This window comes from Herbiconiux solani NBRC 106740, assembly GCF_001571005.1.
Lineage (GTDB): Bacteria > Actinomycetota > Actinomycetes > Actinomycetales > Microbacteriaceae > Herbiconiux > Herbiconiux solani.
This window is the reverse complement of the sequence record NZ_BCST01000008.1, coordinates 101,872-115,034: the sequence shown is the minus strand read 5'-3', so window position 1 is coordinate 115,034 and position 13,163 is coordinate 101,872. Positions and strand designations below refer to the sequence as shown.

The window sequence follows — 13,163 nt, the reverse complement described above, 5'->3', positions numbered from 1 at the left end:
ACGGGGTGGGCGCCCTAGCGGCGGAACTCGACCGCTTCGCGCGCCACGAGCGAGAGCTTCCGGCCGCTCCGCCGGGCCCGATCGCGCAGGATCTCGAAGGCGTCGTCGACGCTCACGCCCTCGGTGTGGGCGATCACGCCCTTGGCCTGCTCGATGATCACCCGGCTGTCGAGAGCGTGCTGCAACTGCTCGCGGGCCGTGTCGGCCTCGCGGAACGCGCGCTCGTGCAGGATGCCGATGGTCGCGACGTCGGCGAGGGCGCGGAGGGCCGCCGCATCCTCCGCGGGGAGGGTGCCGGGGTGGTCGCTGAAAAGGTTGAGCGACCCGATCGTCTCGTCGCGGAGCCGCATCGGGATCGCGTGCATCGAGCGGTACTCGAGCGAGGCCGATTCGGCCGCGAAACGAGGCCACCGGGCGGCCGTCTCGCTGATGTCGGCGACGCTGACGACCGCCCCGGTGAGGTACGCGTCCATGCACGGGCCCTCGCCGGCGTCGAGCTGGAGGAGACCGATCAGGCGGCTGCGCTCGCTGGTCGAGGCCACCACCTCGAGCGCGCCCTGCGCGTCGGGCAACAGGATGCCGCCGTCGGTCGCCTGAACGAAGTACACGCTCCGCTCCACGAGCCGCTGCAGCAGGTCGATCACGTCGTAGCCGACGACGAGGGTGTCGGCGAGCTCCACGAAGGTCTCGACCAGTTCCCGTTCGCGCGTCGTCATGCCGCCCAATCTACCGCTGTCTCCCGGGACGGTCACGAGAGGCAGCCGGTTTCCGCTGGCGGATCGCCCTCCGGCATGAGACGGTGGGAACCATGTTCGGCGAATTCAACTTCGGGCACGTGATCGTGCTCCTGCTCATCCTGGCCTCCGTGGTGCTCTGGATCGCGGCTCTCGTGAGCATCGTGCGCGCCGATCGACTCACCGCGACCGAGCGGGTGATCTGGATCCTGGTGGTCATCATCATCCCGCTGATCGGCTCGATCGGCTGGTTCGCCTTCGGCCGCCCGCGCCGCAGCGCAAGCTCCTGACCCCCTGCCCCCCCGACCCGCCCGAGCAGTCTCAGTCGGCCGGCGGCGGGCAGCGAAAAGGGCCGGACACCTCAGGGGTGTCCGGCCCTTCTGCCGTTCTACGAGTGGACTAGGCCGCCTGAGCCAGGTCCCACGCCGGTGCCGATCCGGAAGCCGCCTCGGCCCCCGAGGTGACCCTCAGCGAACCGTCGGCCGCATCCACCGTGACCTCCCCGCCGTCGGCGAGGGAGCCCGAGACCAGCAGGTCGGCGATCGCGTCGTCGACGTTGCGCTGGATCACGCGGCGCAGCGGGCGAGCACCGTACTCGGGCTCGTAGCCGTTCTCGGCCATCCAGTCGATCGCCGCATCCGTCACCGTCAGCGTGATCTCGTGGGCATCGAGACGGATGCGGGTGGCACCCAGCAGCAGCGACACGATCTCGCGCAGCTGCTCCCTCTCGAGCTTGCGGAACAGCACGATCTCGTCGATCCGGTTGAGGAACTCCGGACGCATCGCCTCGCGGAGCTTGCCCATCACCCGGTCGCGGAGCGCCTTGTCCGACCCGAAGCCGTTGCCGTCCGAGCCGTCGGCCGCGCGGGCCACGAAGCCCATCGCACCCGAGCGGGAGGCCAGGAACTCCGACCCCAGGTTCGAGGTCATGATGATCACCGTGTTGCGGAAGTCGACCGTGCGGCCCTGGCCGTCGGTCAGGCGACCGTCGTCCAGCACCTGCAGGAGCAGGTTGAACACGTCCGGGTGCGCCTTCTCGATCTCGTCGAACAGCACGACGGAGTACGGGTTCCGGCGCACCCGCTCGGTCAGCTGGCCGGCCTCGTCGTAGCCGACGTATCCGGGAGGGGCGCCGACCAGACGCGAGACCGTGTGGCGCTCGCCGAACTCCGACATGTCGAAGCGCAGCATCGCCTGCTCGGAGCCGAACAGCGACCCCGCCAGCGACTTGGCCAGCTCGGTCTTGCCGACACCGGTCGGGCCGAGGAAGAGGAACGAGCCGATCGGGCGGTGGGCGTCGCCCATGCCCGTGCGGTTGCGGCGCACGGCCTTGGCGACCACGGTCACCGCGTCGTCCTGACCGATCACGCGCTCGTGCAGCTCGCCCTCGAGGGCGGCCAGACGCTCACGGTCGACCTCTCCGATGCGGGACACCGGGATGCCGGTCGAGCGCGAGATCACCGCAGCGATCTCGGCCTCGTCGACCACCGCATCCAGATCGATGCCACCCGAGGCGCGCTCGGCGGCCACGCGGCGGTTCACCGAGGTGGCCTCGGCGAGCTGCTGCTGGATGTCCTCGATCTCGTCACGGATGCGCGACGCCTCCTCGTAGTGCTCGGCCGAGACGGCGGCGTTCTTCGCCCCTTCGAGCGAGGCCAGGTCGGCCTGCAGCGACGAGATGTCGACGACCGCGGGGATCTTGCCGAGCGACAGGCGCAGGCGTGCGCCGGCCTGGTCGATCAGGTCGATCGCCTTGTCGGGCAGGAAGCGGTCGCTGACGTAGCGGGCCGAGAGCTCGACGGCGGCGGCGAGGGCCGCATCCGTGTAGCTGACGCCGTGGTGCTCCTCGTAGGCGGGACGGAGTCCCTGGAGGATCAGCACCGCATCCGAGATCGACGGCTCACCGACGGTCACGGGGGAGAAGCGGCGCTCCAGCGCCGGGTCCTTCTCGATCGCGCGGTACTCCTTGAGCGTGGTGGCGCCCAGCAGGTGCAGGTCGCCGCGGGCCAGGCGGGGCTTCAGGATGTTGCCCGCGTCCATTCCGCCCTCGCCGGAGCCTCCGGCGCCGACGACGGTGTGGATCTCGTCGATGAACACGATCAGCTCGTCCTTGTGGGCCGAGATCTCGTCCATCAGCGTGGTGAGACGCTCCTCGAAGTCGCCGCGGAACTTGGTTCCGGCCAGCATCGCGGGCAGGTCGAGCGCCACGACGCGCTTGTCGCGCAGCTGCTCGGGCACCCCGCCGTCGACGATCGCCTGGGCGATGCCGTCGACGATCGCGGTCTTGCCGACTCCGGCCTCGCCGACGAGCACCGGGTTGTTCTTGGTGCGGCGGGAGAGGATCTCGATGGTCTGCTCGATCTCGTCGAGGCGGCCGATCACCGGGTCGAGCTCGCCCTGGCGGGCCAGCTTGGTGAGGTCGGTGCCGAAGCGGTCGAGCGTGGGGGTGTCGGACTCGGTGCCGTCGCCCTGGGCCTGACCGGCCTGGCCGGGCTGTCCGGCCTGACCGCCGAAGCCGTTCGCCGGGTCGCCGTCGGCGCCGATGTTCTGGCGCATGCCCTCCTGCAGGGCGTCGGGGGTGACGCCCGCCTGGGCGAGCACCTGGCCGGCGGGGGAGTCCTGGTTGATCACGAGCGCGAAGAAGAGGTGCTCGGGGTCGATGTAGGTCGAACCGGATGCGCGGGCCACCTGGTAGGCGTGGAACAGCGCGCGCTGGGCCGACTGGGTGAGGGCGGGCTGGTCGACCTGGTCGTGGCTCGCGGCGGGCAGCCGGAGCTCGGCGGCGCGGGCGATCGCCTGCGGGTCGGCACCGACGCCGCGGATGGCATCGGAGGCGGGCTGCTGCGGCGCGATGGTGCGCAGGATGTGCAGGGCGTCGAGCTCACGGTGGCCGTGCTCGATCGCGTAGCGGCCGGACTGCGCGAGGAGCTCCTGGGTGCGGCGGCTGATCAGCTTGCTGAGGTCGATGGAGCGCCCGGCTCGCGCCGCGCGCTGCTCTCCCTCGAGGTACCGGGCGAGGAACTCGTCGAACGAGTTGCTGCCGGCGTCGTTGTTGACTCCCTCGGGAGTGAAGTTCTCGGGCACGAAACCTCCTGGTTTGAAAAACTTGAGTGCCTTACGCTCAAGTTCAACGCCAGAGGGCCGTACTTATTCCCGATGGTCAGGACGTGCTATAGGTGAGGACGACGACCCCGCTGTCGTAGGCCTGGTGGTCGGTGAGGGTGAGTCCGCGCACACCGAACGGGCCCTCGACGAGCCGGATGCCGTCGCCGATCACGACCGGGTTCACCTTGACGACCAGGCGGTCGATCTCGGGCCAGAGGGACTCGGCGAGGGTGCCGCCGCCGCACAGCCAGATACCGAGACCGGGTTCTGCCTTGAGGGCGCGGACGGTGGCGACCGGGTCGTCGGCGGTGAAGACGAGCCGTGCATCCGGGCTCGGGTCAAGGCTCGCCAGCGACCGCGAGAAGACGTAGGTGGCCAGGCGCGGGTACGGGTCGGTGAGGCCGACCGCGTTGCCGATCTCCCAGGTGCTTCGGCCCATCAGCACCGTGTCGAACACCCGATTCTCGGCGTCGAGTCCGAGGTGCTCGCGCACGACGCCCGGAAGGGTCTCGGGGTAGGCACTGAACAGCGGCTCGGAGTGGTCGCCCTGGGTGAGGAAGAAGCCGCCAGGGCTGGTGTCGCTCGGGTCACCGCCCTCGGGCCCGGCGATGAAGCCGTCGAGGGTCGTCGCCACGAAGTAGGTCAGCTCGCGCATGGGTCGCTCAGAGTCCGCCGCCGCCGGGCGTCATCCAGGCCGACTTGCCGCGGGCGCGGCGGTAGGCGTCGCCGGCCGAGATCTCGGGCTCGGAGCCCACGCGGAGGCGGTCGTCGTGCGGGGGTGTGGCCCGGGCGCGCTTCACGAGCGCGTGCACCGTCGTCGCGATCACGATGCCCAGGGGCAGCGCGGCGGCGGCGAGCAGAACGATCGGGTCCATGACCCGAGTCTCCGCCCGCCGCCCCGCGCCCGCAAGGTTTCGGGCCGCGCCGGGGCGACAGATGTCGTGGAACCGATCGCGGGCATCGGACACTAAGGGGTATGGGGACTGATCCACACAGTGACGAGACCGACTGGCCGTCGGCTCGATCGGGGGACTCCGACGCGTTCGCGCGCGTCTGGGACCGGCACCGCGACGACGTGTTCGCGCAGGTACTGACAGCGGTGACGGATGCGCGCCAGGCCGAGGACGTGACCGCGATGGTCTTCCTCGAGGCCTGGCGCCGCCGCTCGGCGGTCAAGGTCGTGGACGGGTCGCTCCGTTCGTGGCTCTCGGGCTCCGTGCGCGACGTCGTCCGCAGTCGCGGAAAGCTCGCGAAGAAGTACGCCCCACTGCTCGAACGACTGCCCGAGCCTGTCGCTCCTACCCGGACCGTCACCCCCGGCCCCGCACTCGAGGGCCAGTACGTCGAACCCGACCCGAAGCGGGACCTCGACGCCGTCGCACCGCCGGCCCCCGGCCCCGGCATCGCCGACGAACCCGATCTCGACGCCGGAGGTGCCCGATGAACGACCAGCCCCGATTCGACGAGTCGCGAAGCGCTGCCATCCGCAGCATGCTCGTGTCCACCGTCGCCGACGCGCCCCGGCGCGACCACAAGCGGCATCTCCGCATCGCGGTCATCTCGGTGATCGCCGCGCTCGCCGCCGGCATCGGTTCGGCCGGTGTCGCCGTGGCGCTGACGGGGACCGACCTGTTCGGTGCCCCGGCGCCTGCTCCCGCCGTCACGGAGACGGTGACCGCCGCCCCGCCGCCGGTCGAGACGCCGAAGCCGACCGCGCCTGCACCGACGGCGACGCCGCATCCGCTCGTCGTCACCGGCGACCCGATCACCCCCCACGACGTGCTCACGCAGCCCGCGACCACCCCGAAGTGGTCGCTGACGCTCCCGGGCATCGGTGACATGTGCGAGTACCCGAGCGTGGTCGACGTGTCCGACGGCTACGCGCTCGTGCAGACCGGGCCTACCCGCCCGCCGGAGGACTCCGCCTATGACTGCAACCTCGACGAGAGCCGCTACTCCTTGACCTTGATCGACACGAGCACCGGTGCCACGGTGTGGAGCCGGGACTGGACCTGGGCGTTCGATTACAACGCGCAGACCACCGCGACCCTGCTCGGTACCTCGGGACGGGTGATGGTGAGGGATCTGTATACGTACAGCGGCTCGACGGCGGGTCCCAGCGAGGTGCTCGATCTCGCGACAGGAGCCACGCTCGGCGACATCTCGACGCCCGCGGGCCTGGAGATCGACAGGCTCGACCCGGTGCCCGGCGTCTCCGGCGACGTCTCGTTCGTCGCGCGGCAGCTCGACCCGGCGGGCCAGCCGACGACGAACTGGGTCGTCATGCGGTCTGACCCGCGCGATCTCGGCAGCCCCCTCTGGACCGTGCCGCTTCAGGGTGAGCGCGTGACGGCCGCGGCGATCGAGAATGACAGCTCGATCCTCCAGGTGACTCGAACAGTCGACAGTCGCCGCAGTGTTCTCGACGTCTTCGACGTGGACACCGGGGCGGTGATGGTCGCGGACACCACCGACCGTCGCTATTTCTACTACGACGGTTTCACGGTGCGTGGCTCCGACATGCTCGACGGCGACATCTTCCGGTCCGTCGCGGGGATCGACGACGCCGGCAATGAGATCTGGAATCGTACGCTGGACTCCGGCTACCGCATCGCACCCGTGAACCGCACCGGCGCCGACCCGAATTCGGGCTTCCCACTCGTCTCCGACGTGCTCCTCGTCGGACCCGGGACACAACTCGAGCTCATCGACGGCCGTACGGGAGCGACCAGGTGGAAGGCCGACGGTTCCGCGTGCGCGACCACGAGCACGACGTCGGGTACCTTCGTGTCGACCTCGTCGTTCTTTGTGACCTCCGACGGGCTGGTCGTCTCCTACGACGACGACACCGGACGGTGCGGGTTCGATCAGGCCACGGGCTCGTCGGTCGACGTCAGCCAGCGCGTCAGTCCGTGGAAGGGCGCGCGCGGTCTCCAGCTCTCCTACCAGCTCACCGGCGGCATGGGCACCGGCGGGCTCTGGAGCTACAAGGGCCAGAAGCCCGTCCCCGTCGACTCGGCGCCGAAGGGCGCCGGCACCGCTGTCGACGCGGCGACCGGGGCGCCCCTCTGGAGCATCCCGATCGCCTACGACGAGCACTGGGACTTCGCGGGCGGTTACCTCGTCGGCTTCTCGAACGGCACCGTGTTCGGGATCGGCTGATCGCCGCGGGTCAGTACTTGTAGGACTGCCCGCCGTCGATCGGCACGACGGCCGCGTTGATGTAGCTCGCGTCGTCGCTGAGCAGGAACGCCACGACCGCGGCGATCTCGGGCGCCTCGCCGTAGCGCTTGGTGGGGTTGGCCTGGATGAACTGCTCCGCGGCGGCGCGGGGGTTCTCGGGGTCGAGCTGCTTCATCGAGTTCTCGACCATCGGGGTCCAGATGGCGCCGGGGGCGATCGCGTTGATACGGATGCCGAACTGGCCGTACTCCACGGCCGAGTTGCGGGTGAGCCCCACGACGCCGTGCTTGGCGGCGGCGTAGCCGGACTGGTTGCCGACGCCGCGGATGCCGCCGACGCTGGCGGTGTTCACGACCATGCCCGAGCCCTGCTCGTGCATGACCTTGAGCACCTTCTCGAGGCCCAGGAAGACCCCGCGCAGGTTGATGGCGACGACCTTGTCGAACTCGGCGGCCGAGAAGTCCTCGGTGAGGTTCTGGCGGCCTTCGATGCCGGCGTTGTTGAAGAAGCCGTCGATGCGGCCGAAGCGGGCGACGGTGTCGGCGACGTAGCGGTCGACGTCCTCCTCCTTCGACACGTCGGCGATGAGGGTGAGCACCTCGGCCTCGGGGGCGGCGGCGGTGACGGCCTCGACGGTCGCGGCGAGGCCGGCCTCGGAGACGTCGACGAGGGAGAGCTTCGCGCCCTCGGAGGCGAGGCGGACGGCGGTGGCGCGGCCGAGGCCGGACCCCCCGCCGGTGATGAGGACGACGCGGTCGGTGAAGCGGTTCACGGTGGGCCTTTCGAGCGGGCCCGTCTGGATGGCGGGCGATCACCTCCGAGCATACGCCTGTAACTACAGCTATTTCCCTCGGCGGCCGATCTGGCCCTCCCTCTCACATGGCCTGGAGGACCACAGCCGCGCCCTGCCCGCCGCCTCCGCAGATCCCGGCAGCGCCGAGTGCGCCGGCCCCGCCGTCGGCGAGCCTCCGGGCGAGATGCCCGACGATCCGCGCCCCGGACGCCCCGATCGGGTGGCCGAGCGCGATCGCGCCGCCGTGGGTGTTGACGATCGACTCGTCGATCCCGAGCTCGCGGGTGGAGTGCACGGCGACCGCCGCGAACGCCTCGTTGATCTCGACCGCGTGGAGCGCGGACTCGTCGTGCGCCGTCTTCGCGAGCGCGGCGCGGATCGCCCTTGCCGGCTGGGCGTGCAGCGAGACGTCCGGCCCTGCCACGAAGGCGTGGGAGAGGATGCGCGCCAGCCCGGTGATCCCGCGAGCGGCCGCCGCTTCCTCGCTCATCAGCACGAGAGCGGCGGCGCCGTCGGTGATCTGCGAGGAGTTGCCCGCGGTGATCGTGCCCGAGCCGCCGAAGGCCGCCCGCAGTGAGCCGAGCGACTCCACCGTGGTGTCGGCCCGGAGCCCGTCGTCGGCCGCGACCGTCGTCGAGCCGCGGCGGCCGTCGATCGTGAACGGCTCGATCTCGCCCGACTGGACGTCGACCGAGGCGGCCAGGCGGGCGTGCGAGGAGGCGGCCCACGCATCCTGGTCGACCCTGGTCAGGGCGAGGGCGTCGTTGCGCTCCTCGGTCGACGCTCCCATCGACCGCCGCTCGAACGCATCCGTCAGGCCGTCGTGCTCCATTGTGTCCAGCAGCTCGATCGCGCCGTAGCGCGCGCCGGCGCGCGACCCCGGCCACGCGTGCGGCGCGAGCGACATCGACTCCTGGCCGACGGCGACCACGATCTCGGCGTCTCCGGCGTCGATGAGCCGCGCCCCCGCGACGACGGCCTCCATTCCCGACAGGCACACCGCGTTCAGGGTGAGGGCCGGCACCGTCAGAGGGATGCCGGCGCCGACGGCGGACTGCCGCGCCGGGTTCTGGCCGGCTCCGGCCTGCAGCACCTGCCCGCCGTACACGAAGTCGACCTCCTCGGCCGGGACGCCGGAGCGCGAGAGCGCCGCCCGGATCGCGGCCGCGCCCAGCTCGGTGGCCGGGATCGACGCGAACCGACCGCCGAACCGCATGAACGGGGTGCGGGCGTAGCCCACGATCACCGCGCTCACCGCGCCGCCTTCCCGAGCGAGGCGTTCTCCCCGGATGCCGCAGCGTCGTCCAGTGCCACCGTGAACGCCGCCCCCGTCTTCCCCCGCACCTCGTCGACCTCGACGCCCGGGGCCACGGCGCGGAGGACGAGCGCGCCGCCCTGCACGTCGAAGACCGCGAGATCGGTGATGATGCGGTCGACCACGCCGGCCCCGGTGAGCGGCAGGTCGCACTCGGCGACGATCTTCGGCGTGCCGTCCTTGGCCACGTGGTCGGTGATCACGATCACCCGCGGCGTTCCGGCGACGAGGTCCATCGCCCCGCCCATGCCCTTCACGAGCTTGCCCGGGATGGTCCAATTCGCGAGGTCGCCGTTCCCCGCGACCTGCAGGGCGCCGAGGATGGCCTTCGCGACATGGCCGCCGCGGATCATCCCGAACGAGGTGGCCGAGTCGAAGTAGCTGCCCCCGTCCTGGAGGGTGACCGTCTGCTTCCCGGCGTTGATCAGGTCGGCGTCCTCCTCGCCCTCGAGCGGGAACGGGCCCATGCCGAGCAGTCCGTTCTCGCTCTGCAGGGTCACGCTGACCCCCGGCGGGAGATGGTTGGCCACCAGCGTGGGGATCCCGATCCCCAGGTTGACGTACTCGCCGTCGCGGAGTTCCGAGGCGGCGATCGCCGCCATCTCGTCGCGGGTCCAGCTCATGACGCCCTCCGTACGGTTCGCTGTTCGATGTCCTTCACGCGCGGGCGCGCCTCGACGAGGCGCTGCACGAAGATGCCGGGGGTGACGACGGCGTTCGGGTCGAGCCAGTCGTCGACCACCTGCTCGGCCTCGGCGATCGTGACCCGGCCGGCGGTCGCGACCAATGGATTGAAGTTGCGTGCCGTGTGGCGGTAGACGAGATTGCCCTCATGGTCGGCCCGCCAGGCGTGGACGAGGGCGACGTCGGCCACGATGCCGCGTTCGAGCACGAACGTCTCGCCGTCGAACTCCGCGTGCGGCTTGCCCTCGGCCACCGGCGTACCCACCCCGGTCTTGGTGTAGAAGCCGGCGATGCCTGCTCCGCCCGCGCGCAGGCGCTCGGCGAGCGTGCCCTGCGGGGTGAACTCGACCTCCAGCTCGCCGTCGAGGAACTGCTGGGCGAAGAGCCGGTTCTCCCCGACGTAGGAGGCGATGACCTTGCTGACCTGCCGGTTCTCCAGCAGCAACCCGAGGCCCTTGCCGTCGACGCCCATGTTGTTCGAGACGATCGTGAGCCCGGTCGCGCCGGAGTCGCGCACCGCCTCGATCAGGTCGGTGGGGTTCCCCGACAGACCGAAGCCACCCACGGCGATCACTGCTCCGTCGCTCATCACCTCGCGCAGCGCCGCCGCGGCGCCCGTCCAGATCTTCGTCATCAGCACTCCTTCGTGCGGCCGGTGTCCACTTCGTGGTCAGAGATCGGCCCCGATTCGGATGCTACGGGCGCCCTGAATCAGCGTCAATCCGTACGGCAATCGCCCCACGGGCACCGATCGCAGTCTGGACTCGGGTCGAGACTATGCTCACCATATGGACAACTCGAGCCACCAGACGGCGGATCCGATGCGGGGAGCACAACTCGTCTCCCGGGTGGGTCAGGTGCTGAGGGTGGTCTCCGGCTACCCCGAGGGCGTGACCGCGGCCGCGGTCGCCCACGCGACCGGCTTCACCCGCCCGACCACCCACCGTCTCCTCGGGTCGCTCGCCGCCGAGGGCTTCCTGGACCACGACCGCGCCCGGGGTCGCTGGTTCCTCGGCCCCGAGCTGTACCTGCTCGGGTCGCTCGCCGCCGACCGCTACGACATCACGGATGCGGCTCGCGAGAGCGTCCGCCTGCTCGCCCGCGAGACGGGGGAGAGCGCCTTCTTCTCCGCCCGCCGCGGCGCCGAGACCGTCTGTCTGCTGCGGGAGGAGGGCAGCTTCCCGGTGCGTTCCTTCGTGCTCTACGAAGGAGTCCGCTTCCCGCTCGGGGTCGCCTCCGCCGGGCTGGCGATCCTCTCCTACCTCCCCGAGGTCGAGATCGACGAGTACCTGGGTCAGGCCCGCCTCGACGAGCGCTGGGGGGCCGAGCACGCCGAAGGTGCGGTGCGCGAACGCATCGCCACCACCCGCGAGAACGGGTACGCCGTCAATCCGGCGCTGATCCTCGAGGGCAGCTGGGGAATGGGGGCCGCGGTGTTCGACGCGGCAGGCCGCCCGGCCTGGGCGCTCAGCCTCACCGGGATCGAGTCCCGGTTCCGCCCGGATCGCCGCCCCGAGCTGGGCCGGCTCCTGCTGGAGCAGGCGCACGCGGTCGGGACGGCGCTGCGGTCACTTGAGGGCGATCGCGTTCGGCGGTGAGCCGACCCCGCCGATCAGGTTGAGCGGCTTGCAGGTGAGCAGGAACTCGTAGATCCCGTCGTCGGCGCAGTCCGCGGCGAGGTCGTCCAGCTTCCAGAGTTCGCCGAGGGCCATCCCGAGCAGGGCGATCAGCGGCCGGTGGAGCATCCCGCTGTGGTCGACACCCTTCTCGGGCGGCCGCTCGCCCGGGGTCCGGAAGTCGCTGTCGATCACGGGATCGGCCTCGACCGCGAGGTTGTCGGCCGCCACGAGCGCGATCTCGTGGTCCCACAGCCAGCGCAGGATCTCCTCGCGCTGGGCGAGTCCCGGCGACCGCCTCCACGGTGTCTCGAGTCGCTGCTCGGGCGTCTTGACGAGGTACTGCTCCGCCCAGCCGGTGCGCAGCAGGAGCATGTCGCCGCCGTTCCAGGTCACGCCCTGGCTCTCGGCCAGGTCGTCGAGCATCCGGGCATCCACGACGATCGTGCGGGTGGGGTCGTACTCCCGCCCGTTGCGCTCGAAGAAGCGCGGGAGGTCGAGGAGCACCCCGCGGCCGGCGATCCCGGCGCGTGCCCAGTTGTGCACGCCGAGGGTCGTGGTGCCGGGACCGTTGGCATCGGGGGCCAGTCCGTTGTAGAAGCCGTGCTCCGGGTGCCCGATGTGCCGCAGGGCGTCGATCTGCGAGGAGGACTGCAGGTAGAAGGAGTCGACGAAGTCGTCGCGATGCCACTCGTTGTTGGAGAACACCTCGTGCCGGAGCGCGCGCCGGGTGCCCGTGGGATACGGCTCGAACGCAGTGACGGGATGATCGAGCCCGAACCGCTTCCCGGTGCGCACCAGTCGCGCGGCGGCGGCGACCCGGTCGGGGGTCAGGAAGTTGATCGTGCCGAGCTGGTCCTGACGGCCGAAGACGTCCCAGCTCGAGCCCGGAGGCACGGCCGAGGCGAGCTCGTCATAGGTCGGAGTTCTCATTCTGTCGTCCCTCTCGGGTACCGCGGAGTTCGCTGCTGAGGGCCGACGTGGTCTTCAGGAGCTCGGAGATGATGGGGGAGCCGGGGCCGAGGTCGGCGCGGGGGTCGGCGCCGAGCAGCCCGACGGTCGCAGCGATGCCGAACTCGTCGAAGACCGGTGCGGCGGCGGAGAAGACCCCGCCCGACTGCGAGGCGATGCAGTAGCCGGCCCGGCGGGCGGTGTAGACGGCTGCCTCGAGCTCGGCCCGCTGTGCGGTCGTCGCCCCCTCGGTCAGCCAGCCCATCGCCCGCTCGTCGGCGAGATGGGCGAGGAAGACGCGGGTCTGGGCGGCTGTGGCATCCAGCTGAGAACCCGCCCGGACGGTGACGACCGCGGTGCGGCTCTTGTCCTCTTCGACCAGCGCGACCACCGGGCCGCGCGCTCCCCACAGGCTGAGCACGGCGGTCATCCTGACGGAGGCGCCGAGCTCGGCGAGGTGGGGAGGCGCGATCTCGATCACCTGGCGGCGGCTGAGGGCGTGGATGCCGAGCTGGAGCATGAGCCCGCCGAGGACGAAGGCGCCCCGCCGGGGCCCGCGCTCGAGGATTCCGGCCGCGACCAGCGACGCGCAGTAGCGGTACGCCGTGGTGCGGTTCAGGTGAAGGCGCTCGGCCACGTCTGCCGCCGTCAGCTCGTTCGTGTACGGGCCGAAGAGGGAGCAGATCTGACCGACCCGGGCCACCGCCTGGATGTCGGAACCGGACGCCTCGCCTGTGCCTTCGGTGTTCACCATGCCTGAAGCGTAGTTCAGAAGGGGAACA

At 70.9% G+C, this 13,163-nt stretch carries 14 protein-coding genes; 4 read left to right on the top strand and 10 right to left on the bottom strand.

The window, feature by feature from the left end:
* Positions 1-14: 14 nt before the first annotated feature.
* Complete coding sequence (locus tag HSO01S_RS15485; protein WP_066043146.1) at positions 15-716, bottom strand: GAF and ANTAR domain-containing protein; 702 nt, start codon at positions 714-716, stop codon at positions 15-17.
* A 92-nt stretch (positions 717-808) separates the two neighbouring features.
* Here HSO01S_RS15485 and HSO01S_RS15480 point away from each other — a divergent pair, with 92 nt between their 5' ends.
* A complete protein-coding gene (locus HSO01S_RS15480) occupies positions 809-1,024 on the top strand; it encodes a PLDc N-terminal domain-containing protein (protein WP_066043144.1) in 216 nt (71 codons plus the stop codon).
* 109 nt (positions 1,025-1,133) lie between these two features.
* Here HSO01S_RS15480 and HSO01S_RS15475 read toward each other — a convergent pair whose 3' ends face one another.
* From HSO01S_RS15475 to HSO01S_RS15465, 3 genes are all read right to left on the bottom strand, one after another.
* Entirely contained in the window at positions 1,134-3,818 is a 2,685-nt protein-coding gene (locus tag HSO01S_RS15475; RefSeq protein ID WP_066043141.1) for an ATP-dependent Clp protease ATP-binding subunit, read from the bottom strand.
* Positions 3,819-3,894: 76 nt separating this feature from the next.
* Entirely contained in the window at positions 3,895-4,494 is a 600-nt protein-coding gene (locus HSO01S_RS15470; RefSeq protein ID WP_066043139.1) for a dihydrofolate reductase family protein, read from the bottom strand.
* A 7-nt stretch (positions 4,495-4,501) separates the two neighbouring features.
* Positions 4,502-4,714: a hypothetical protein gene (locus HSO01S_RS15465; protein ID WP_066043137.1), complete on the bottom strand. Its 213-nt coding sequence runs from the start codon at positions 4,712-4,714 to the stop codon at positions 4,502-4,504.
* A gap of 101 nt (positions 4,715-4,815) precedes the next feature.
* On the opposite strand from HSO01S_RS15465, the gene HSO01S_RS15460 reads away from it, so the two are divergent.
* Both HSO01S_RS15460 and HSO01S_RS15455 read left to right on the top strand, forming a co-directional pair.
* Positions 4,816-5,283 (top strand): RNA polymerase sigma factor, encoded by a 468-nt coding sequence (locus HSO01S_RS15460; protein ID WP_066043135.1) that lies wholly within the window; start codon positions 4,816-4,818, stop codon positions 5,281-5,283.
* Positions 5,280-7,001 carry an outer membrane protein assembly factor BamB family protein gene (locus HSO01S_RS15455; protein WP_066043133.1) on the top strand — a complete coding sequence of 574 codons (1,722 nt, stop codon included), beginning with the start codon at positions 5,280-5,282 and terminating at the stop codon, positions 6,999-7,001. The genes HSO01S_RS15460 and HSO01S_RS15455 overlap by 4 nt, the downstream gene beginning before the upstream one ends.
* A gap of 10 nt (positions 7,002-7,011) precedes the next feature.
* Here HSO01S_RS15455 and HSO01S_RS15450 read toward each other — a convergent pair whose 3' ends face one another.
* The 4 genes from HSO01S_RS15450 to HSO01S_RS15435 all read right to left on the bottom strand — a co-directional run bounded on the left by HSO01S_RS15450 (position 7,012) and on the right by HSO01S_RS15435 (position 10,448).
* Positions 7,012-7,794, bottom strand: a complete 783-nt coding sequence (locus tag HSO01S_RS15450) for a glucose 1-dehydrogenase (RefSeq protein ID WP_066043131.1) — start codon at positions 7,792-7,794, stop codon at positions 7,012-7,014.
* 103 nt (positions 7,795-7,897) lie between these two features.
* Positions 7,898-9,070, bottom strand: coding sequence for an acetyl-CoA C-acyltransferase (locus HSO01S_RS15445; RefSeq protein ID WP_084361737.1), 1,173 nt, complete (start codon positions 9,068-9,070; stop codon positions 7,898-7,900).
* Positions 9,067-9,753, bottom strand: coding sequence for a 3-oxoacid CoA-transferase subunit B (locus HSO01S_RS15440; RefSeq protein ID WP_066043129.1), 687 nt, complete (start codon positions 9,751-9,753; stop codon positions 9,067-9,069). Before HSO01S_RS15440 ends, HSO01S_RS15445 begins: the two co-directional genes overlap by 4 nt.
* Positions 9,750-10,448 (bottom strand): CoA transferase subunit A, encoded by a 699-nt coding sequence (locus tag HSO01S_RS15435; RefSeq protein WP_066043127.1) that lies wholly within the window; start codon positions 10,446-10,448, stop codon positions 9,750-9,752. Before HSO01S_RS15435 ends, HSO01S_RS15440 begins: the two co-directional genes overlap by 4 nt.
* 154 nt (positions 10,449-10,602) lie before the next feature.
* On the opposite strand from HSO01S_RS15435, the gene HSO01S_RS15430 reads away from it, so the two are divergent.
* Positions 10,603-11,412, top strand: a complete 810-nt coding sequence (locus HSO01S_RS15430) for an IclR family transcriptional regulator (RefSeq protein WP_245636029.1) — start codon at positions 10,603-10,605, stop codon at positions 11,410-11,412.
* Here the strand turns inward: HSO01S_RS15430 and HSO01S_RS15425 are convergent.
* Together HSO01S_RS15425 and HSO01S_RS15420 are read right to left on the bottom strand one after the other, a co-directional pair.
* A complete protein-coding gene (locus HSO01S_RS15425) occupies positions 11,383-12,363 on the bottom strand; it encodes a cyclase family protein (RefSeq protein WP_084361736.1) in 981 nt (326 codons plus the stop codon). The genes HSO01S_RS15430 and HSO01S_RS15425 overlap by 30 nt on opposite strands.
* A complete protein-coding gene (locus tag HSO01S_RS15420; RefSeq protein ID WP_066043125.1) occupies positions 12,344-13,135 on the bottom strand; it encodes an IclR family transcriptional regulator in 792 nt (263 codons plus the stop codon). The genes HSO01S_RS15425 and HSO01S_RS15420 overlap by 20 nt, the downstream gene beginning before the upstream one ends.
* Positions 13,136-13,163: the final 28 nt, after the last annotated feature.